General features: G+C 65.3%; 18 protein-coding genes and 1 pseudogene. 6 read left to right on the top strand and 13 right to left on the bottom strand.

The window, feature by feature from the left end:
• Positions 1 to 20 precede the first annotated feature (20 nt).
• Positions 21 to 2,792, bottom strand: coding sequence for a DNA gyrase subunit A (gyrA, locus tag F9K20_RS11010; RefSeq protein ID WP_291001241.1), 2,772 nt, complete (start codon positions 2,790 to 2,792; stop codon positions 21 to 23).
• Between the two features lie 326 nt (positions 2,793 to 3,118).
• On the opposite strand from gyrA, the gene F9K20_RS11005 reads away from it, so the two are divergent.
• On the top strand, positions 3,119 to 3,850 hold the full coding sequence (locus tag F9K20_RS11005) for a PRC-barrel domain-containing protein (protein WP_291001238.1): 732 nt from the start codon (positions 3,119 to 3,121) through the stop codon (positions 3,848 to 3,850).
• A 252-nt stretch (positions 3,851 to 4,102) separates the two neighbouring features.
• Here F9K20_RS11005 and F9K20_RS11000 read toward each other — a convergent pair whose 3' ends face one another.
• From F9K20_RS11000 to F9K20_RS10990, 3 genes are all read right to left on the bottom strand, one after another.
• The gene (locus F9K20_RS11000) at positions 4,103 to 5,236 is read right to left on the bottom strand and encodes a hypothetical protein (protein WP_291001236.1); all 1,134 of its coding nucleotides are present in this window, start codon (positions 5,234 to 5,236) and stop codon (positions 4,103 to 4,105) included.
• Positions 5,237 to 5,447: 211 nt separating this feature from the next.
• Positions 5,448 to 5,948: a single-stranded DNA-binding protein gene (locus tag F9K20_RS10995; protein WP_291001233.1), complete on the bottom strand. Its 501-nt coding sequence runs from the start codon at positions 5,946 to 5,948 to the stop codon at positions 5,448 to 5,450.
• Between the two features lie 251 nt (positions 5,949 to 6,199).
• Complete coding sequence (locus F9K20_RS10990; RefSeq protein WP_291001231.1) at positions 6,200 to 8,245, bottom strand: pentapeptide repeat-containing protein; 2,046 nt, start codon at positions 8,243 to 8,245, stop codon at positions 6,200 to 6,202.
• A gap of 377 nt (positions 8,246 to 8,622) precedes the next feature.
• Between F9K20_RS10990 and F9K20_RS10985 the strand changes: the two genes are divergently transcribed.
• Both F9K20_RS10985 and F9K20_RS10980 read left to right on the top strand, forming a co-directional pair.
• Positions 8,623 to 8,997, top strand: coding sequence for a YkgJ family cysteine cluster protein (locus F9K20_RS10985; protein ID WP_291001228.1), 375 nt, complete (start codon positions 8,623 to 8,625; stop codon positions 8,995 to 8,997).
• 187 nt (positions 8,998 to 9,184) lie between these two features.
• Entirely contained in the window at positions 9,185 to 9,484 is a 300-nt protein-coding gene (locus F9K20_RS10980; RefSeq protein ID WP_291001225.1) for a GIY-YIG nuclease family protein, read from the top strand.
• Between the two features lie 183 nt (positions 9,485 to 9,667).
• Here the strand turns inward: F9K20_RS10980 and F9K20_RS10975 are convergent, their stop codons facing one another.
• The 4 genes from F9K20_RS10975 to F9K20_RS10960 all read right to left on the bottom strand — a co-directional run bounded on the left by F9K20_RS10975 (position 9,668) and on the right by F9K20_RS10960 (position 13,318).
• Complete coding sequence (locus F9K20_RS10975) at positions 9,668 to 11,008, bottom strand: dicarboxylate/amino acid:cation symporter (RefSeq protein ID WP_291001222.1); 1,341 nt, start codon at positions 11,006 to 11,008, stop codon at positions 9,668 to 9,670.
• A gap of 76 nt (positions 11,009 to 11,084) precedes the next feature.
• Complete coding sequence (locus tag F9K20_RS10970; RefSeq protein WP_291001220.1) at positions 11,085 to 12,317, bottom strand: FAD-dependent oxidoreductase; 1,233 nt, start codon at positions 12,315 to 12,317, stop codon at positions 11,085 to 11,087.
• Positions 12,314 to 12,739: a hypothetical protein gene (locus tag F9K20_RS10965; RefSeq protein ID WP_291001218.1), complete on the bottom strand. Its 426-nt coding sequence runs from the start codon at positions 12,737 to 12,739 to the stop codon at positions 12,314 to 12,316. The genes F9K20_RS10970 and F9K20_RS10965 overlap by 4 nt, the downstream gene beginning before the upstream one ends.
• A gap of 33 nt (positions 12,740 to 12,772) precedes the next feature.
• Positions 12,773 to 13,318: a DUF6790 family protein gene (locus tag F9K20_RS10960; protein ID WP_291001217.1), complete on the bottom strand. Its 546-nt coding sequence runs from the start codon at positions 13,316 to 13,318 to the stop codon at positions 12,773 to 12,775.
• Positions 13,319 to 13,527: 209 nt separating this feature from the next.
• On the opposite strand from F9K20_RS10960, the gene F9K20_RS10955 reads away from it, so the two are divergent.
• Positions 13,528 to 13,818 (top strand): hypothetical protein, encoded by a 291-nt coding sequence (locus F9K20_RS10955; protein WP_291001214.1) that lies wholly within the window; start codon positions 13,528 to 13,530, stop codon positions 13,816 to 13,818.
• Positions 13,819 to 13,938: 120 nt separating this feature from the next.
• Here the strand turns inward: F9K20_RS10955 and F9K20_RS10950 are convergent, their stop codons facing one another.
• The 5 genes from F9K20_RS10950 to F9K20_RS10930 all read right to left on the bottom strand — a co-directional run bounded on the left by F9K20_RS10950 (position 13,939) and on the right by F9K20_RS10930 (position 18,417).
• Positions 13,939 to 14,928: a hypothetical protein gene (locus F9K20_RS10950; RefSeq protein ID WP_291001213.1), complete on the bottom strand. Its 990-nt coding sequence runs from the start codon at positions 14,926 to 14,928 to the stop codon at positions 13,939 to 13,941.
• Positions 14,929 to 15,160: 232 nt separating this feature from the next.
• Positions 15,161 to 15,634, bottom strand: coding sequence for a VOC family protein (locus tag F9K20_RS10945; RefSeq protein WP_291001438.1), 474 nt, complete (start codon positions 15,632 to 15,634; stop codon positions 15,161 to 15,163).
• Positions 15,635 to 15,865: 231 nt separating this feature from the next.
• Entirely contained in the window at positions 15,866 to 16,762 is an 897-nt protein-coding gene (tcmP, locus tag F9K20_RS10940; RefSeq protein WP_291001210.1) for a three-Cys-motif partner protein TcmP, read from the bottom strand.
• On the bottom strand, positions 16,759 to 17,601 hold the full coding sequence (locus F9K20_RS10935) for a DUF5131 family protein (protein ID WP_291001207.1): 843 nt from the start codon (positions 17,599 to 17,601) through the stop codon (positions 16,759 to 16,761). The genes tcmP and F9K20_RS10935 overlap by 4 nt, the downstream gene beginning before the upstream one ends.
• A gap of 120 nt (positions 17,602 to 17,721) precedes the next feature.
• Positions 17,722 to 18,417, bottom strand: coding sequence for a YafY family protein (locus tag F9K20_RS10930; RefSeq protein ID WP_291001204.1), 696 nt, complete (start codon positions 18,415 to 18,417; stop codon positions 17,722 to 17,724).
• 90 nt (positions 18,418 to 18,507) lie between these two features.
• Here F9K20_RS10930 and F9K20_RS10925 point away from each other — a divergent pair, with 90 nt between their 5' ends.
• Positions 18,508 to 19,233, top strand: coding sequence for a glutathione S-transferase family protein (locus F9K20_RS10925; protein WP_291001202.1), 726 nt, complete (start codon positions 18,508 to 18,510; stop codon positions 19,231 to 19,233).
• 140 nt (positions 19,234 to 19,373) lie between these two features.
• Positions 19,374 to 20,261: pseudogene (locus tag F9K20_RS10920) on the top strand (excinuclease ABC subunit A); the annotation flags it as partial.

Genomic DNA, 20,261 nt, shown 5'->3' with positions numbered 1-20,261 from the left:
ACTCTGCTAAGCAAGCACGATCATTCGCTTGCTGGCAGATCGCCGCTGGCTTCTTCGCCGCCATCGCTATCGCCGCTACCATCCTCGGGGATGTGCTCGACCGAGACGACGCGCTCCTCCTCGTCGGTCTTGAAGATGCGCACGCCCTGCGTATTGCGCCCGGCGATGCGCACGTCGTTGACCGGGCAGCGGATGAGCTGGCCGCCGTCGGTGACCAGCATGATCTGGTCGTTGTCGGCCACCGGGAACGAGGCGACCAGCGGCCCGTTGCGCTCGTTGACCACCATGGCGACGATGCCTTTGCCGCCGCGGCCCGAGGTCCGGTACTCGTAGGACGAGGAGCGCTTGCCGAAGCCGCGCTCCGAGACGGTGAGCACGAACTGCTCCTTGGCCGAAAGCTCGGCGAAACGCTCCGGTGTCAGCTCGGCGCCCTCGATGACCTCCTCGTCGATATCGGCTTCGGCCGCTTCCTCGGCGATCTCCTCGCCCTGCGCGCGGCGCAGCATGTTGGCCTGCTTCAGGTAGGCGGCGCGCTCGGAGGCGTCGGCGTCGACGTGCGTGAGCACGGTCATGGAAATGACCTGATCGCCGTCGTCGAGCTTGATGCCGCGCACGCCGTCCGAATCGCGGCCCTTGAACAGGCGCACCTCGTCGGCCAACAGGAAGCGGATGCAGCGGCCCTGCGCCGTGGTCAGCAGCACGTCGTTCTCCGGCGTACAGATCTGGACGGCGACGATGGAATCGCCCTCGTCCAGCTTCATGGCGATCTTGCCGTTGCGGTTGATGTTCTCGAAGTCTGAGAGAGCGTTGCGGCGCACCTTGCCGGAGCGCGTCGCAAAAGCGAGCTGCAGCGTGCCCCAGGTCTCAGAGTCCTCGGGCAGCGGCAGGATCGAGGTGATCACCTCGCCCTGCGCCAGCGGCAGAAGATTGACCAGCGCCTTGCCGACTGCCTGCGGCGTCGACGCCGGCAGGCGCCACACCTTCATGCGGTAGCACATGCCGCGCGAGGAGAAGAACAATACGGGCGTGTGGGTCGAGGCGACGAACAGCGTCGTAATGACGTCCTCTTCGCGCATCCCGGCACCCGATCGGCCCTTGCCGCCGCGCCGCTGCGCGCGATACGTCGCCAGCGGCACGCGCTTGATGTAGCCCTTGAGCGAGACGGTGACGACGCAGTCCTCGCGCTGGATGAGATCCTCGTCCTCGACCTCGCCCTCGATCTCGAGGATCTCCGTTTTGCGCGGCGTGGCGAACTCGTCCTTGATGTCGGTGAGCTCTTTCTTGACGATCTCGACCACACGCATGCGCGAGGCGAGAATCGCCAAGTACTCGCGGATCTCCTCGCCGATCTTCTTTAGTTCGTCGGCGATCTCGTCGCGTCCCAGAGCCGTGAGGCGGGCGAGGCGCAGCTCGAGAATGGCCTTGGCCTGCTCCTCCGACAGCCTGTAGGTGCCAGAAGCCGACACCTTGTGGCGCGGATCGGCGATCAGCTCGACGAGCGGGGCGATGTCCTTCGCCGGCCAGTCGCGCGCCATCAGCTGCTCGCGCGCCTCGGCCGGGCTCGGCGCATGGCGGATGAGCTTGATAACCTCGTCGATGTTGGCGACCGCGATGGCGAGGCCGACGAGCACGTGGGCGCGCTCGCGCGCCTTGTTCAAGAGGAACTTGGTGCGCCGGCTGACCACCTCCTCGCGGAAGGTGGTGAAGGCTTCGACCATGTCCTTGAGATTGAGGCTCTCCGGGCGGCCGCCGTTGATCGCCAGCATGTTGGCGCCGAACGTCGTCTGCAGGTCCGAGAAGCGGTAGAGCTGGTTCAGGACGACGTCGGCAACGGCATCGCGCTTCAACTCGATGACGATGCGCATGCCTTCGCGGTTGGTCTCGTCCCAGATGTCGGAGATGCCCTCGACGCGCTTTTCGCGCACCAGGTCGGCGATCTTCTCGATCAGCGTCTTCTTGTTGATCTGATAGGGGATCGCCGTGACGATCAGCGCCTCGCGGTCCTTGCGAATCTCCTCCACCTCGACCTTGGCGCGCATGAGGATGGAGCCGCGGCCCTTGTGGTAGGCGGCGAGAATGCCGCTCCGCCCGATGATGAGGCCGCCGGTCGGAAAGTCCGGCCCCTGGATGATCTGGCACAACTCGTCGATGGTGATCTCGGGGTTGTCGAGGTGCGCCAGGCACGCATCGATCACCTCGCCGAGATTGTGCGGCGGAATGTTGGTGGCCATGCCGACGGCGATGCCGCCGGCGCCGTTGACCAATAGGTTGGGGAACTTGGCCGGCAGCACCGACGGCTCCTGCAGGCGGTCGTCGTAGTTCGGCTTGAAGTCGACCGTGTCCTTGTCGAGGTCGTCGAGCAGGTACTGCGCGACCTTCGACAGCCGCGCCTCCGTGTAGCGCTCGGCCGCCGGCGGATCGCCGTCGACGGACCCGAAGTTACCCTGCCCGTCGATCAGCGGCACGCGCATGGAGAAGTCCTGCGCCAAGCGCACCAGCGCGTCGTAGATGGCGAGGTTGCCGTGCGGGTGGAAGTCGCCCATCGTGTCGCCCACGACCTTGGACGACTTCATGTGCTTCTTGTTCCAGTCGAGGCCGAGCCGCTGCATGGCATAGAGGATGCGCCGGTGCACGGGCTTCAGGCCGTCGCGCACGTCGGGCAGCGCGCGCGAGACGATGACGCTCATGGCGTACTCGAGGTACGAGCGCTTCATCTCATCGGAGATGGACACGGGTCGAATGTCGCTCGGCTCTTTGCCGGCGGGGGTCTGGTCGTCGGTGTGGTCGGCCACGATTTTTCGCTTGTCCGCTTGAATAGCGCGACGCACGCCTTTCGGGCGTGCGTCAGGGGGATCTGAATCTGGCCGGATAATACCCCGAAGGGGCCTTGAGATGCAATGCGCGCGACGCTGTGTTGCGGGCTCCGCGGGCCCATAATTTCAGATTGAAAAACATATACTTATCTACAGCCACCGGCTCGCCGTCGTGGCCCCAGCGGCGACTTGTGCGCGTCACGCGGAGGGGCTACATGCGCGAGCAGCGCCCGCATGGTTAATGCTAGGGTGCTCAGGAAGCGGGCGCGCGACAGCTGCCCGGTTGATAGGGATAGGAGAGTTCGATGCAGAGAGGCGTGTTGGCCCTGGCGGCCGTGGCGGCATTGTGGACGATGCCGGCTCTCGCCCAAACGGCCACCGTTCCCCAGGACGTGTTCCTCACCACGCAGGGCGAAGGCCAGTACCTGGCCAAGGATCTCTTGCTCGGCGCCAAGGTGCACAACGCCGAAGGGCAGATCGTCGGCGACGTCGAGGACCTGATCCTCAACGCCGACAACCAGGTCGAGGGCGTCATCATGGGCGTCGGCGGCTTTGCCGGCTGGGGCGAGAAGCGCGTCGGCGTCGCGCTCTCGGCGCTGCAGATCAAGAACGAGAACGGCGTCGTCACCGTGTCGCTGCCACAGGCGACCAAGGAGACGCTCGACGCGCTCACCGCGTTTGAGCGCAAGCAGCCGCCGAAGTCGCTGCTCGATCGCGCCATCGAGAAGGCGAAGGAGCTCTCCGACAAGGGCTCGGTGACGGCCAAGGAGGCTTACGAGAAGGCCAAGGAGGAAGCCGGCCCGGCGCTCGAGAAGGCGCAGGAGGCGGCGAAGAAGACCTATGAGGAGAGCGTGAAGCCGGCGCTGGAGAAGGCGGGCGAGGCGACGAAGGAGGCCTACGACGCCGCCAAGGAGGCGATGGAGACGAAGCCGTCGACCGAAACACCGGCCGCCACGCCTGAAGCGACGCCGCCCGCCGAGGCACCCGCCACGCCTCCGGCCGAGACGCCGAAGGACGCCGCCCCCGCGCAGCCCTGAGAGTAAGGTCTCTGTCATCCCGGAAGCTGCGAACGTCATGGCGAAGCCATGCTCCGCCATGGACGTAAGCGGCTATCCGGGATCCAGCGCAAAGCGCGTCGAAGACACGCGATCGAGCCTACGGCACTAACGCTGGGTCCCGGGTCTCGCTCGCGTCCAGGCGCTCGCTTCGCCCGGGATGACAGTGCCAAAAAGCAAAATGAGCCCCGCAGCGATGCGGGGCTCTGCGTGTGCTTGTACGTGCAGATCGGATCAGCGGCCGAGGACGCACACCGTCGCCGGGCCCTTGATCATGTTCAAGCCGAGCGTCTGCCGATACGTCAGGTCGACGCGATCGATGGCACGACGCTCACCGCGCAGATCGAGCGGAGGCGTCTCGTCGCCGTCGCCGATCTTCTTGCGCACGCGCAGCTCGTCGGGCGGACCGCGGTCGTAGACGACCGTGAGGTCGATGAGCTCGATCTTGCTGCCGCGCACCGCCAGCTTGATGGCGCTGAAGCGTCCCTCGCGGCGGCCAACGCGGATCGTGTCCCGGTCAGGCTTGATGCCCACCTTGCCACAGCCGAGCTCGACCCAGCTCATTGGAGGTGGCGGAGGAGGCGCGAAATCGCGCAGGCCGAAGATGGCGACCTTGGCTCTACCGCGGAAGCCGGGACGCGAGCGGTAGACGATCTCGATGCGGTCGATCAGGCGCTCACGACCAATGAGATCGATGGCCCGCGTGCGCCCGCCGGCGCGGATGAACTCGCGCACGCGCACGTCCTGCGGCGGCCCGCGCTCGAAGAACACGCGCAGATCGAGGATCTCGACGTCGTTGTCGCGCACCTCGAGCGCGATCTTGGAGAAGAAGCCCTCGCGGCGCCCGACGCGGATGACGTCGCGGTCGACGCCGAAGCCGACCGACTGCTCGCCCAAGAGCTCCCAGGCATCGCGCCCGCCACGGCGCTCCTCGCCGAACACGTCAACGACGGCGCGCATGCGCGGATCGCGCCTGCCGCGCGCGACGATCTCGATCTGCCGGATGGCGCGGTCGCGGCCCTGCAGATTGAGCGGCGGCGTGCGCTCGCCGTCGCGCAGGCCGCGGCGCACATCGAAGCGCTGCACGTCGTTGTTGCCGTAGACGACGATGACCTCGGCGATGAACACCGGGCCGCCGCGCACCGCCAAGGCAATGTTCTCGAAGCGACCCTCGCGCCGCCCGACATCGACGACGTCGTGATCGATGCCTCTGCCGCCGACGCGCGTGGAGCCGAGCAACTGCCAATTATCGCCGCGCCCGCGGTCGAAACCGCGGTCACGGTCGCGTGGCTGTGCCGACGCCGCGCCAATGAAACTGGCGGCGACGAGCAAGGCGACGACGGGCGCCGGTATGGCTCGCCAGAACATATCTCACTCCCTAGGTTGACCGGCCCGGCTTATGCCGGATCGGTGACAAAGCCCACTTTGCGGGGCTTCCTCGACCGAATTGTGATAGTGGAACGCACCTGAACGCAGGCTGCATGCCAGCCGGCGGCGCTATCTGTCGGAAAGAACGGGAGACTTCATGTAGACGTCACGGCCGCGCAGGCGGCCATGACGCTTAGGTAGCCCTTAGCGCCTAGAACGGGATCTCGTCGTCGAGCTGCTTGTCGAAGCCGCCGCCGCCGCTCGCCTTGGAGCCGCTGCCACGGCCCGAGCGCGGCGCATCCGAATAGCCGCCCTCGCCGCCGTAGTCCGCCTGGCCGTTCTCGGCCATGCCGCCGCCGGCGCGCCCGTCGAGCATGGTCAGGTTGCCGTTGAAGCCCTGCAGCACGACCTCGGTCGTGTAGCGATCCTGGCCCGACTGGTCCTGCCACTTGCGCGTCTGCAGCGCGCCCTCGATGAACACCTTCGAGCCCTTCTTCAGGTACTGCTCGGCGATCTTGCACAGGTTCTCGTTGAAGATGACGACCGAGTGCCACTCGGTCTTCTCGCGCCGCTCGCCGGTCGTCTTGTCGCGCCAAGTGTCGGAGGTGGCGATGCGCAGGTTGGCGATCGGGCGGCCGTCCTGGGTGCGGCGGATTTCCGGATCCTTGCCGAGATTGCCGACCAGGATCACCTTGTTGACCGAACCAGCCATAGCCTTGCACTCCTCGCATTTCGGGGCGCCGCTTGCCGCGACGCTAGGAAGTCACCTCGCCATCGGCGCAGCGGCGCTGCCCGATGAGTCGCACTCGCAACACTAGCCGGACCCTAACCCATCGCAGGGCTCGCGCTCGCGGCGATGGCGGGTTGTCCACGCCTAATCGGCAACGCCCGCGTTCTACATATGTTCCATAATTAAGACGACGCGAGCACGTTGGCAAGGGCGTCCCGCAGGTACCTAGCGCCTCAGAAGCGGGCGCTCTCGGCGGCCGAGGACAGATCGCGCATCACCTTGGCCGGGGGGCCGCTCGTGGCCGCGCAGGACGGCGCCTTGAGCCCGTCGTAGACGGCGACCACGTCGCCGCGGAACTGGGCGGCCATGGCGCGCCGGGCGACGCCGGTGGCGATGGCGCCGTTGCTCCAGCGCGCGCTGCACATGAGCTTGGTGAGGTAGGCCGTGAGGTCGGGCTTGTACGTCAGCGCCGGCGGCGGCGGCGAGGCGCCGACCCAGCTCTGCCAGCGCTGCTGGTCGATCGAGCCGGACCAGGTCGCGTCCTTCTCGGCCAGCTGCTCCACCACCTCCATCCCGCGGCGGCGCACGTCGTCATCGGCGATGCGCTCCATATTCTGCTTGAGGCCCGAGCGCTCGGCCTCGTCGGGGGCGCGCACGGCAAGCTCGGACAAATCGGTGAGGCCCGTCGAATCCCACACCGGCGGCTGCGTCATCCAGATCAAGGCGCCGCGCAGGTCGCTGCCCGCCATCTTCATGCCGCTCATGTCGGTGCCGAGCAGCTTCGCCCGCTGCAGGCTCGCCGCCTCGAGGTTGGCGTCGCGCAGCACGGCGCCCTCGAGCTGCGCGAAGTCGAGCAGCGCGCCCTGCAACGCGGCGCTGGAGAAATCGGCGAGCTGCAACCGTGCGCCGGTGAGATCGGCGCCCTGCAGCGACGCATTGAGGAAGTTGGCCCCCTGCGCCTGCACGCCCCCCGTGAGCTCGGCCTTGTCGAGGTGCGCGCTGGAGAGGCTGGCGCCGGTGAGCAGCGAATTGGAGAGATCGGCACCGTCGAGCTGCGCCTCGTCGAGCTTGGCGCCGCTGAGATCGATGCCCCACAAACGCGCATGCCCGAGCTGGGCGCGCGACAGGTCGACGTCGCGTGCCGAGGCGCAACGGGCGGCGACGCGGTTGTCGCTCAGCATCACCGTGTCCGGCTCGGCGCAGGAGAGTGTCGCCTTCTCCAGATTGGCACCGACGAGGCTGGCCCCGTCGAGGGTGGCGCCGGTCAGATCGGCGCCGGAGAGATCGGTGCGGTCGAGCTTGGCGTAGCGCAGGTCGCGCCCGCGCAGGCGCAGGGTCGTTTCGCTGCCCGGCTCACGCGAGGCGACGAGGTCGGAATCGGTGACGACGAGGTTGCGCCGGAAGATGCCGAACAGCGCCTCGTCGGCGGCGGCGCTTAGGAACGGCAGCGAAAAGCCGCCCTGCTTGATCTTTCCGTCGTCCGCGGGCACCGACCAGGCCATCAGCTTCTGGCCCATGCGGTCGAGCGGCTCGCCGGGAATGGTGGCCGCGAAGTACGACAGGTAGGCGACCACGGCGAGGACGAGGCTGGTGGCGATGGCGCTCAAGGGATGCGCCGCGGTGGAGCGCCAGAAGGCCTGGAAGAAGGATGTCTCGGCGCGCATCAGGAACACGCCGATGAGCAGCACGCCGGCGATGTCGATCGACAGGAAGACGCGGTTGATCCAGGTCGTCGTCGGGTCGTGATAGGGCAGGAAGGCGACCTGCATGTAGAGCAGCAGCACCACCGGCAGGATGACGATGGTCAGCCACGACATGATGTTGAGGAAGCCGCTCATCACCGCCGAGCGCTGCGGGCCGGCGATGGCCTGCACGAAGAAGAAGTTGTGCAACTCGAGCCGCAACGGGTGCGTGCGCTTGTCGCTGAGCTCGAGGAAGCGGATGGCGTGATCGAATTCCAGCGTCTTGCGCGCCAGCAGCACGAGCTGGGCGAGGATGCCGAGATGAAACAGCACCAGCACGATGGGCGCGAACTGGAAGAACTGCTTGAGCTGGATCTTCACCTGCAGGATCGGCAGCTGCACCGGCGTCTCGAGCAGCAGTGCCTCGTGCGTGACGCCGGCGACGGCGATCACGAGGTAGGTCATGATGGCGAGGAAGATCAGCCAGCCGGTGTGTGCGGTGTCGCTCGAGCTGTTGACCGCCTCGAGCAGACTGTAGGGGTTGACCGGGGTCTCCGTTTCCGGAGAAAGACGAGCCCTGTCCGCCATACCCGCCATACCGACAACACCCCCACGCTAGTGCCCTGATTTCGAAGTTCGCCTACGTTTGCAGCTAGAACCGGGAGCGAACTTCGAAATCGAAAGGCGCTAGAATTAACGACTTGCAAGTGTGATTCAGATCGAGAAATTCGCTCAAAACCTCGCCCCACAGGGGGGCGAATTTCTCGATCATCACACTAGACGCGTGCGAACTACGCAGAGCTTATGGGAAAAAGTGTGACATCGTCCCCGTGCGCAGGGCCAAGCCCATCATCCCCCTTGCTCTTTCCCCACGGAGCATTGCATGAGTCAAGGGCCGCAGCACGCCCCTCCCGAGGTCAACGATCACGCTATCGACCGGAGGGTGGCAGAAACACCTCAGGAGAGCGCCGCGCGTGAGCCCGCCTCAATACAAGTGCCAGAAATGTCCCGGTTATTGCTGTTCGTACCCGCTCATCCCCCTGGATAAGCGCGACGTCGAACGACTCGCCCGCCACCACAAGCTCAGCTTCGCCGAAGCCAAGCAGGCGTTTACCAAGGAGGAGCACGGCCGCAAGTACGCCATGCGGCGCAAGAAGGACCCGGTGTTCGGCAAGATCTGCCGCTTCTTCGACATCAAGAAGCGCTGCTGCACCATTTACGCGGCCCGGCCCGCCGTGTGCCGCTCGTTCCCCGGTGGCGGCCGCTGCGGATATTACGACTTCCTCTCTTTCGAGCGCCGCGCCCAGGAGGACGAGAAGTTCGTCGCCCTCACCAACCACGACGCCTGACCTCGCTCCCCTTCTGTCATCCCGGAAGCCACGAACGCAGTGAGTGGCTATCCGGGACCCAGCGTTAGGCTTTGCACAGCCTCAACATAGCGGGGCTTCGCCCTTTTCTCCTGGGTCCCGGCACTGCGGTCGCTTCGCTCCCTTGGCCGGGATGACAGAAGGGGAATGGCCCCCCTACTCTCGTGGCATGACTCGGGAGTACTCATATTTCGTCTACATCCTAGCCAGCAAGCGCAACGGCACACTGTACGTCGGCGTCACCAGCGACCTCTACGGACGCATAGTTGAGCACCGCGATGGCCTCGTCCCCGGCTTCACCAAGCGATACGGCATCGCGATGCTCGTCTACTTTGAGGAGCATGACGACATCGGCGAAGCCATTCGGCGCGAGAAGCGCATCAAGCGCTGGCGACGCGCCTGGAAGATCGAGTTGATCGAGAGCCGCAATCCCGACTGGCGGGATCTCTGGCTCGATCTCACCACATGACATCTGGTCATCTCGACATCTGTCATCTCGGAGGCCGTGAGCGAAGCGAACGGCTTTCAGGAATCCAGCGAAAGACTCGTCGAAGACTCCAAAATGGCCTCTGTGCTTCGGCAGTCCTTGTGCTGGGTCCCGGGCCTTCGCTCGGCTTTCGCCTCGCTCGCCCGGGATGACAGTATGGCGGGGCTAGCCCGTGGTGACGGCGGTCTCGACGTCGGAGGCATCGACGCGCCGCGAGAGCCCCCGCGCCAGCTTGGCGCGGTCGAGCTCGCCCTCCCAGGCCGACACGATGATGGTGGCGACGCCGTTGCCGATGAAATTGGTGACGGCCCGGCACTCGCTCATGAACTTGTCGATGCCGAGCACGATGGCCATGCCGGGCACCAGCGCCGGACTGACCACCGCCAGCGTCGCCGCCAGGGTGACGAAGCCGGCCCCGGTCACGCCGCTCGCCCCCTTCGAGGTGAGCATGGCGACGCCGAGGATGATGGCCTGCTCCTGCAGCGTCAGCTCCACACCCAGCGCCTGGGCGATGAACAGCGTCGCCAGCGTCAGATAGATGTTGGTGCCGTCGAGATTGAACGAATACCCCGTCGGCACCACGAGGCCGACCACCGACTTGGAGCACCCCAGCCGCTCCAGCTTCTCCATCAGCTGCGGCAGCGCGCTTTCCGACGAGGAGGTGCCGAGCACGATGAGGATCTCGTCGCGGATATAGGCGAGGAAGCGGAAGATGGAAAAGCCGGCCGCGCGGGCGATGAGGCCGAGCACGAGGAAAATGAAGATCGCCGCCGTCGCATAGAACGTGGCGATGAGACCGGCGAGGTTGCCGAGCGCCTCGGGGCCGTACTTGCCGATGGTGTAGGCCATGGCGCCGAAGGCGCCGACCGGCGCCGCCTTCATGATCACGGCGATGACGCCGAAGAACGCGTGGCCGAGATCGTCGATGAGCGTGCGCACGGTGCGCCCGCGCTCGCCCAGCACCATCACGGCAAAACCGAACAGGATGGAGATGAGCAGCACCTGCAGGATCTCGCCCTCGGCAAAGGCGCCGACGAGGCTGTCGGGGATGATGTGCAGGATGAACTCGACCGTCGACTGGTGCGCGGCGCGTTCGGCGAAGGCGGCCACCGCCGCGGCATCGCCGCCGCCGGTGAAGCCGTCGCCGGGACGCACCAGGTTGGCGACCAGGAGGCCGATCACCAGGGCCAGCGTCGACACGATCTCGAAATAGACGAGCGACTTGATGCCGACGCGCCCGACCTTGCTCGCATCCTCGATGTGGGCGATGCCCGACACCACGGTGCAGAAGATGATCGGCGCGATGGCCATCTTGATGAGCTTGATGAAGCCGTCGCCCAGCGCCTTCACCCAGGCGCTCTCGGCGATGTCCGGCGCCAGCCAGCCGAGGAGGAAGCCGAGCAGAATCGCGACCAGCACCTGCGCGTACAACAGCTTGTAGAAGGGCTTGCGGCGCGGGGCCGAGGGAGCCTCTACCTGAGCCTGGGCTTGTGACTGCACCGCCATGGCATCTCCCCCCGGCTTCGCGATCCTCGCCGCGATCTAACCAATTCACCAGTAATGCCGCAATTGTCCCGGCGGTTCAGGCGGCGGGGGAATGCACGTGCTCGGGACGCACGCCGACGCCGACGATGCGCGCCGGAATGGTCTGCAGCATTGGGGTACGATCGATCAGGCGTATTAGCCAGTTGACCCGCAGCGGCCCCGTCGAGCGCAGCACCGGCTGCGCCACACGGTTCTGCGCCAGCACCTGCAGGCGCTGCGTCACGCGCGTGGGGAAGGTGCGCCGGTGCTGCACGCGCGCCAAATCGAAGGTCGACAGCGTGCCGTCCTTGAGCGGCTTCCAGAGGATATTGGCCGCCGCCACCGCGTCCTGGATGGCGAGGTTGATGCCGACGCCGCCCACCGGCGACATGGCGTGCGCCGCATCGCCGATGCACAGCAGCCCCGGGCGGTACCAGGTGCGCAACCGGTCGACGCGCACGGTCAAGAGCTTGACGTCGTCCCAGGTCTTCAATTCGTCGACGCGGTCGGCCAGGAAGGGCAGCGCCTTGGCGACGATCTGCCTGAAAGCCGGCAGGCCCTGCTCCCGGATGCGCTCGGCGGCGCCCTTGGGGATCACGTAGGCGAGCTGGTAGTACTCGCCGCGGTCGAGCACGGCGAAGAAGCTGCCGGCATCGAGACGCCCACCCGAGGGCGGATCGCCGGGGAGGCGCGAGATGCGCATCCAGAACACGTCGATCGGCGCGCCGATGTCCTCCACCGCGAGCCCGGCCTTCTCGCGCACCGTCGACGTGCGTCCGTCGCAGCCGACGGTCAGCTTCGCGCGCACTTCGAGCGGCCCGTCCGGGGTCGTCGCGCGCACGCCGACGATGCGCCCCGCCTCCTCGATGAGGTCGACGACGCTGGCTTGCATAATGAGCTTGAAATTGGGATAGGCGCGCGCCTTCTCCGCGAGAAAGTCGAGGAAGTCCCATTGCGGCATGAGCGCGATGAACGCGTATCGCGGCGGCAGGAAGGTGAAGTCGGCGAAGTTGATGGGCGTTCCACTGACCTGCACCCCGAGCTTGGAGACCTTGCTATGCGGCAGCTCGAGCAACTCGTCCAAGAGGCCCAGCTCGTCCATGACCTGCAGCGTCGAGGGATGGATGGTGTCGCCGCGGAAGTCGCGCAGGAAATCGGCGTGCTTCTCGAGCACGACGACGTCGATGCCGGCACGGCCAAGCAAAAGCCCAAGCATCATGCCCGCCGGCCCGCCGCCGCCGATGCAGCAGGTCGTCGACAGTGTGCGCGATGGCGCTGCGCTGGCGCTCATTGGCCGAGCCCGCAGGCCCGCATCAGCGCATCGAAGCGCTGCTCCGATTCCTTCTCCATCGCGTCCGCCTTCTCCTGCGGCACGCCGCTGTCCATCAGCCCCTTGGTGACGGCGACGATCTTGGTGGCGCTGCCCTCGAAGGTGGCGGTGAGGATCAAGCGCAGGAAACGCGAGAGCTCGGTGCCGGCCTTGTCGGCGATGCAGGTGCAGCTATCGGGACGCTTTTGGATATTGCGGCCGTTGCAGGCATCGAGCAGCGCCTGCTTCTCCTCCGGCGGGTAGCTGCCGCCGATGGCGAGATCGGCTTCCGTCACGTGCACGCTCGGAACGCTGCTCGCCCAGTAGAGGACGCCGATCATCGCAGCGGCGGCGGCGAGGAAGAGAACGCCGACGATGACGAGCACCCACTTGAGCAGCGTCATGGTGAACCTCCGGGTTGGGTCGGGCAGGCGACATTAGCCGCGAACCGAGTCGGAGGCCATGGCCGAAGCCGAGCACGCGGCATCCGTCGAGCGCTTGAACCACAGCAGCGCCAAGCCGATGATCGGAAGCAATATGTCGGAGTAGAGCATGATGCCGGCATTGCCCGGCGCCATGTTGCCCGTCGCCATCATGTCGTGGATGTGGCCGACGGCGGCGCCCCACTGGAACATCGCCGGCCCGAGAATGGCGGCGAGCCGCAACATGCAGTTGCCTTTGAAGGCGATGAGACCGATCACCGCAAAGCCGAGACTTGCATAGCCGACCTCCGCCTGGAACGGGCTGTCCGCCCAACCGATAAAGCTCGCCGCCAGTTCGCCGAAGAAGACGTGAAAGACGAAGTTGTAGAAGAAGCTGATGGCGACCGAGAACAGGATGAAGTAGGCGAGCAGCGCCTCGGCGAGGTTGGCGCGCGTGAAGCTGCGCCCGTTGCTGGCGACGGCGATGAGCGCGGCGATCATCCCCAGCACCAGAAACGTGAGGGTGAAGTTCCCCATTGCGAATGCGATCACATCGGCCATCGGGCGCCCTCGATTTGCGACAGCGCCCAGCCTACGCTGCGGTTCCTAAGCCTCCGTGAGCCGGAGGGCTCGATGCTGCGCCGCAACTGCAATATTTGTAACGTTATACTCTTGCTGATATCCTCGCCCGGCACCATGTTCCCCGCAAGCTCCGCCGCAAGAAGCGCAGCGCGCCACCAGCATTCGGTAGATCAAGCGGAGGAAAGCTAATGAGACGTCTCACAGCCGCCGCGGCGGCGGCCGTCGTTCTGGCAGTGGCCACACCGGCATGGGCGGTAACGGTCAAGAACACCAGCGATGGCGAGTTCACCATCGGCATCGATATGGGCTCGAGCGAGAAGGTTGAGACCATCGCCGCCGGCAAGTCGATCGAGTTCGACTGCAAGGACGGCTGCGGCGTCACCGGCCCGTGGGGCTTCTCGTGGATGGCCAAGGGCAACGACGAGATCAGCTCCGATGGCACGGCGCTGGTCACCGTGCAGGAGCCGCCGAAGAAATAGGAATCTTACGGGCGGTTCTTTGCGCCCGCAGGCCGTGGAGCCCTTCTCCCACGGCCTTTTTTTGCGTGGTTCGACCCATACGGCGCCAGCCGCACCCTGGCGCGCGTGATGGTTTCAGTCTCAGCGTGTGCAAATCGGAGTTGGCCGCGGCGGCGGTGCGGGGTGGTTCTTCTCGTAGCGAGCGATGATCGGCTCAAGAGTTTCCTTGGGCCAATACTTCGGGGCGCGGATTTCTCTCAAGCAGGAAGCGTTCCAATATAGTCCTGCGTGCGACGGCGACCCACCGGTCTTCACGGCTCGGGCGACGGCGTCGATATCGGTTGACTCCGGATAGATGTAGAGCGTCGCCGACTTGTTCTTCAACATGGCGACGATCTGCTTGGCGTCCGGCGGCGACCAACTCGTGCAGCCGCTGCTGCGCCCGTCGGAGTAGTTCTCCACCGTCCCGAACGGAACGTAGCCCTTCTGATCGGCGTATGGGCTGTCCGACTTTTTGCGAAGACACGCACCCCTCAGCAGCACGGCCGCGTGACCGCCGATCTCGCGCTGTCTGGCATTTGCCGTCTCGCCTTCGCCGTCAAACTGCACGAACGAGCGCAGCAGCGCCGCGTGTCTTCCTCCCGCTACCGGGTAATAGCCCTTGAAAGACGTTGTGTGCTCGCTGGTTACATACGGTCCGCCGGTCGTCAGTGCGGAACCCATGGCGTTGCCGAAATTCTTGGCGCATCGCTTGCCGTTGGCGAAATTCGCGATGCCCCTCAGGTGGCGGCCGCCGCCGTGACCGGACGAAATCGCGCGAAACGACCGGTCAGCCTCGCAGATGATGTAGAACCGACGCCCTCCTTTGCCCAAGGTGTGGGGGCGCGTTGCGTCCATGGCGAAGTAGCAGGGATTGTTGACCGCGCGCTCGCGCGTTTTGCGCAGGTAGAGCGCGCGTGCCCTCTCCAAGACTACGGGGGCGATTTGAGCCTCGCCATAGCCGACATGCGCCCGCAGCCAGGCCGGCAGATGCGAGGGTTCCTCCGCCGCCAAAGATGCGGTCGAACCCGGCAGGGCGGCGATGACGACAAGGCTGGCGACGATAGCGAGAAGGCGCGATCCTGGCTGCAAGAGATCAGTTCTCCTGTCGAAGCATTTGCACGCCTCTCCATAGGTCGCTCGGGCGGAGGACCATACGGCGCATCCTGATTCGAGCCTCGCGGCCGGCTTCATCTGCGGGATTCATTGTGGCGCCGCGATGGTGCGGCGAGACAAGGGATTTGCCGCGTCTCGGCGCGTACGCGAGGGGGAGGGTGAGCAGCTTCGCGCGAGCCGGGGTAGCGTCGCGCGACATCCTGCTAGGTCAGCCGCGGCGCGCCGCCTCGATCGCCGCGACGTCGATCTTCCGCATGTCCATCATCGCCTCGAACGCGCGCTTGGCCTCACCGCCGCCGATAGCCAGCGCTTCGGTGAGCACGCGCGGCGTGATCTGCCAGTTGACGCCCCACTTGTCCTTGCACCACCCGCACGCGCTCTCTTGTCCGCCGTTGCCGACGATGGCGTTCCAGTAGCGGTCCGTCTCGTCCTGATCGTCGGTGGCGATCTGGAACGAGAAGGCTTCGGTCTGCTTGAAGGCCGGACCACCGTTGAGGCCGAGGCACGGGACGCCGGCGACGGTGAACTCGACCGTCAATACGTCGCCCGCCTTGCCGGACGGATAGTCGCTCGGCGCGTGGTGGATGGCATCCACCCGGCTGTCCGGGAACGTCTCGGCATAGAACCGCGCGGCGGCTTCGGCATCCTTGTCGTACCAGATGCAAATCGTGTTCTTGGCCATCGCGCGTCCTTTCGGATTGCCCATGCGGCTGCCCTCCCCTATCGCGAGACTTTGTGACGTCATGTTGAACCGTCGGGCGGGGCCGGCTGTTCCGCCCAAACACGAATCGGCAGGTCATCGAGAACTTGCTGGCGCAGCAGCTCGATGTCGGCCTCAAGGCCAACTGGGAGCGCGTCTACGGGCGCCGCTGCAAGAAGGGGGCATCGATTGTCCAATCGACCGCCGGCCCGGTCACTGCTGACCATACTCAAACATCAATTGCTCCACCGTCTCGAGCGGCTCGACTATGTTCCGATAGGCTCGATTCATCTGAACGGGAGCTTGGGGGTGATCGGAGGCATGGATCATGTAGAACATGATGCGTCCGCCCGCGCCCTCCCGCTCATAAATCGGCCACGCCTTCACAAACCGGTACCCGAGTTCGCTCTGGAAGCGCTCCGAGAATCTCAGTGCGAGTCCGTCTTGCCCGACTCCACGGAGCGATTCCCAGTCCGAGCGCCCCCACCAGGCTTCCGGAATGGAGGAGTCTTTGAACCCGCTGAGAGAGCGAAATAACCATCCGGCCGCCAGGAAGTAGAACAGCTCGATTTTGTGGAAGCCTGGCCCCTTGTGCTGGGCAAGCGACCTGACGGTCTGCCAGTGACACTCGGTACTAAACTGATCAAGGAGGCAGAACGTAGCCGTCTTACCGGAGATCGCCGGTGAGCGAAGAACCCGATGCACTGTAGCATTGAAGTCTCCCGGGACTACCTCGATCGTCCGATTGGGAACGTCCGGCTGAGCATCAACCAACGCATCTAGGTGCAGCGTTCGATCCGGAAGATCACAAAGATAGAATTGACGCAGCCACCGAGGTTCCGAGTCTAGGACTAGCTTCGCTGCCCAACTATTGGGGTTATCTGGGTCCTTTGGGGCACTGAAACCGTCAATGTAAGCACCATGCTTTGTGATGAAGACGAAGTAGCGGAGATATCGAGCGATCAGTTGGGCTTTCTGCTCCGTCCATACCGGAGCCGCCATTGGCTGGCTGATAGAGCCGGGAGCAAGTTGGACAGGTGAATCAGGAAACAGCGGCGGCGCCTCGCTCGCCTTTGGCTTCCTTTTTCCGCCCGCTCCCTTCTTCTTCACGCAGCGGTCGCCTCCTCGACCTCCCGGACTTTACGCACTGGAAACTCCCTGACAAGTTCTCCGTCGAGCATCCCTCCGCCTTTGCCGTGGGCGTCTTCTAATCGGGCGCGCTCGACCTCCAAGCCGCGCTCTGTGACGAGTGGGTTGTTTTTATAGGACCCCCATTGCTTGAAGAATGGCGCGACACCAAGCTCTCTACAGTCGGATATTATATTGCGCACCCATGCAGCCTTCATCGGGCGGGCGCCGTGGCCACTTTCGCCCCCAACGATCACCCAATTCGGTCTGGGGCTGCGTTTCTCCAATCGCAGTGGACCGATTGCGGGCTCATACGAAACGAACCAGACTGTCGACGGCACCTGGTCAATAACTGAACTCCGCTGCTGGAATCGTGCTTGGTCCTCCGCGGTGAACCCTAACCAAACGTTGGGATAGCCTTCGTCGCCCCAGTCCCGCGGCAGCATCTTTCGGATATTCTGCGGTCGTTTTGTGAGAAGTTGCCAGTCCAAGGCTGGGGTTGCGCGAATCAATTCAAAGAGGTCGCGTCGCCAGACGGGATCTGCCTGATTGTCAAAAACGTCAGCAAGGGAGGCGCAGAAGACCCTTTGCCTCCTTCCATGTGCGGCTTCAAAGAGATCCGATCGCGCATTCCAAATCTTCGGGGCTTTCCAATACTGTTCCGTGGTCCGTTTGCGCGGATTGTTGCCCCACTTCACATGGCCGGACCTCTTTGACCACGCTTCGGCATAGCAGTTATCACAGCCGGGGCTAATGTTGGTGCAACCAGTCCACGGATTGAAGGTGTGGTCGGTCCATTCGATATGAGAATTTTGGGCCACCTACGTCTCCCAGCTCGCGCACCGCAACTAGCCTACCGGATTCTAAGGAAACTTTGCGCTACTCGCTACTGACAATCGGTTACGTGCCTGGCTAACGGCGGAGTGACCTTCTCATCGGGTTCACGCAGCACGGCCCTCATCGATCGTGCCGCGCCACCTTGCGAGCAGCTTGGCGCGGGTGCCGGGATAGCGCTGGTGGAAGATCTCCGCCTTGCGCATGCGGTCCGTGCGGAAATGACGGAAGTCGCCGCGCAGCTCGCACCAGGCGACGACGATGCGCGACATCTCGAAGTAGCCGAGCGCCAACGGCCAGATCACGCGCCGGCTCGCCCGCCCCTGCTCGTCGTGATAGGAGATCGCCACCTTGCGGCGCTCGCGGATGGCGGCGCGCAGCGCCGCCACGTCGATGCTCTCCTCCGGCGGCGGCGGAGAGAAGCGCGGCGCATCGACGGCCGGCTCGAACAGCACCGGCTTCAGATGCTTGGGAAGGATGTCGCCGATCTTGGCCACCACATCGCGGGCGGCGCGGGAAAGCGAGGCATCGGCACGCGCCTCCACCCAGCGCAAGCCGACCAGCATCGCCTCGATCTCGTCGGCGTTGAACATGAGCGGCGGCAGATCGTAGCCCTCGCCCAGCACGTAGCCGATGCCGGCCTCGCCGCGGATCGGCACGCCTTCGCCAGCGAGCCCGGCGATGTCGCGATAGACGGTGCGCACGCACACCTCGAGCTCATCGGCGATGACGCTCGCCGTCACCGGGCGGCGGTGGCGGCGCAATATCTGCAGCAACTGGAGAAGTCGATCGGCGCGACGCATGAGAAGAGTTTCCCGCACGCTACTGACAGCAACTGTCAGTAGCGTGTCAGTATGGTCGCGCCGACCGCACAACTCAAATGGGTGCCTCCAATGCTGACGCTCTATGCCTTCGGCCCGGGTTTCGGCCTGCCCGATCCGAGCCCCTTCGTCACCAAGGCCGAGGTGCTCTTGAAGATGGCCGGCGTGCCCTACCGCAAGGACACCACGGGCTTCAGAAAAGCGCCCAAGGGCAAGCTGCCGTATATCGACGACGACGGCGTCCTCGTCGCCGACTCCACCTTCATCCGCCTCTACCTGCAGCGCCGCTACGACGTCGATTTCGACGCCGGCTTGTCGCCGGCCGAGCGCGGCGTTGCCTGGGCGTTCGAAAAGATGTGCGAGGATCACCTTTATTGGGCGTTGGTCCATGCCCGCTTCATGGACGACGCCAACTTCGATGCCGGCCCGCGCCGCTTCTTCGACGGCGCCCCCGCCGTCATTCGACCTCTCGTCGTCGCGATGGTCAAACGCCAGGTGCGGCGCAGCCTGTGGGGCCACGGCATGGGACGGCACAGCGAGGAGGAGATCGCCCAGCTCGCCGTGCGCGACCTCGCCGCCATCGCCGATTTCCTCGCCGACAAGCCGTATCTGATGGGGGCGCGGCCGTGCGGGGCGGACGCCGCCGTGTTCGCCTTCGTCGCCGCCTGCTTCCCGGCGCGCTTCAAGACCCCCATTCGCGTCGCCGCCGAGTTGCAGCCGGGCCTCGTCGCCTACCGCGACCGCATGCTGCAGCAGTACTACCCCGAGCTGGCGCCGGCCAAGGGCAAGGCGGCTTGAGGCGGCACACCCCTTAATAAGCCGACGCGACAGTTACGGCGCTTCCGAACGGCCCCTCGTCACACTATCTATGGACCGCCCGGATCACCCCGATTGTTCTTAGATTTGCCGCTCCTTCTGGCGTCGGTTAGACACACCCCATGGCCAAAGCCCCCAAGCCGCCCGCGGCGCCGTCGCTGATGAAGACCATCCACGTCCGCGGGGCGCGCGAGCACAACCTGAAGAACGTCGATCTCGAGATCCCGCGCGATGCCCTCGTCGTGTTCACGGGCCTCTCCGGCTCGGGCAAGTCCTCGCTCGCCTTCGACACCATCTACGCCGAAGGCCAGCGCCGCTACGTGGAGAGCCTCTCCGCCTACGCGCGCCAGTTCCTGGAGATGATGCAGAAGCCGGACGTCGACCACATCGACGGGCTGTCGCCGGCCATCTCCATCGAGCAGAAGACGACCTCCAAGAACCCGCGCTCCACGGTCGGCACGGTGACCGAGATCTACGACTACCTGCGCCTGCTGTTCGCGCGCGTCGGCGTCCCCTACTCGCCGGCCACGGGCCTGCCGATCGAGAGCCAGACCGTGTCGCAGATGGTCGACCGCGTGCTGGCGATGCCGGAAGGCACGCGCATCTACCTGCTCGCTCCCATCGCGCGCGGGCGCAAGGGCGAGTTCAAGAAGGAGCTGGCCGAGCTGCAGAAGAAGGGCTTCCAGCGCGTCAAGGTCGATGGCACGTTCTACGAGATCGACGAGGCGCCCAAGCTCGACAAGAAGTTCAAGCACGACATCGACGTGGTCGTGGACCGCCTCATCGTGCGCCCCGACATCGCCAAGCGCCTCGCCGACAGTTTCGAGACGGCGCTCGGCCTCACCGAGGAGCAGGTCGCCGTCGCCGAGCTGGCCGACAAGCCGCTCAACGCGCGATCGCAGGCACCGAAAGTCGGTAAGAAACACCCTCCCCTTGATGGGGAGGGTCGCGCCGAAGGCGCGGGGTGGGGTGAAGAACTAGGGGCAACTCCTGGGTCGTCCCCCCACCCC

Source organism: Hyphomicrobium sp. (assembly GCF_009026145.1).
GTDB lineage: Bacteria > Pseudomonadota > Alphaproteobacteria > Rhizobiales > Hyphomicrobiaceae > Hyphomicrobium_A.
Note: the sequence above shows the minus strand (reverse complement) of the source record. Positions and strands in the feature narration are given on the sequence as shown.